Genomic DNA, 656 nt, shown 5'->3' on the forward strand with positions numbered 1-656 from the left:
GGCGGTGAGTGGCCTATCGTTGCCATTTGAGCGGGCTGAGTCGATGCGCGCCGGATTTGATCACTATTTCGTGAAGCCGGTTCTGCTGCCGATCATTCTGGCTGCCATCAACCGTGGGCTTGCTCCATGCTGAGCAGCGAATCCTGTGTAATTCGTCGAACAAGCCTTAGCAAACCGTGCCGTTCAAAGTCACTTTGCCGGTTTTCCCCGGGCTTATTGGTCTACGTACATTCGCCATTCAGGGAACTGCTCGAAGAAGCTCTCGCTGATGTAGACCGCGTACAGGATGGGCGAACTCGCATCTGTCGTAGCAGCCGGTTCGCTGATTACAGCTATCCCGGGATCAACGCCGGTGATTCTCGCCCAGGCCGCCAGGTCGTCGGGAAGATCGGCTGCCTCTTCCCGCGGCACACGCAATTTGATCGACTTCATCGCCTTCCCTCGCAGATGTAGTGAGCTTATTCTGGCCGATTTTTTGTTCGTCTGTGAAGCGCACTGTAGCCTGGGATGCTCAAGTCTCCTGATGACGTGCTGGCCACTGTACCGCGCGACTGACCGACGTGCCCCCGTTCGATGGTCAATTGGAACGATGTTTTGTCAACTGGTTTTCGCACTTCAGATCACCAGAACTCGTCCCGTCCTGACACTCGCGCTCT

1 protein-coding gene is annotated in these 656 nt (G+C 56.1%); it reads right to left on the bottom strand.

The window, feature by feature from the left end; genetic code table 11:
- Positions 1 to 213 precede the first annotated feature (213 nt).
- The gene (locus P0D80_RS50890) at positions 214 to 432 is read right to left on the bottom strand and encodes a hypothetical protein (RefSeq protein ID WP_408296500.1); all 219 of its coding nucleotides are present in this window, start codon (positions 430 to 432) and stop codon (positions 214 to 216) included.
- Positions 433 to 656 lie beyond the last annotated feature (224 nt).

This window comes from Paraburkholderia sp. RL17-373-BIF-A (genome assembly GCF_046030175.1).
Lineage (GTDB): Bacteria > Pseudomonadota > Gammaproteobacteria > Burkholderiales > Burkholderiaceae > Paraburkholderia.

Excerpts from the sequence above, each read along its gene's own strand:
- P0D80_RS50890 (WP_408296500.1), bottom strand. The coding sequence starts at position 432 with ATGAAGTCGATCAAATTGCGTGTGCCGCGGGAAGAGGCAGCCGATCTT.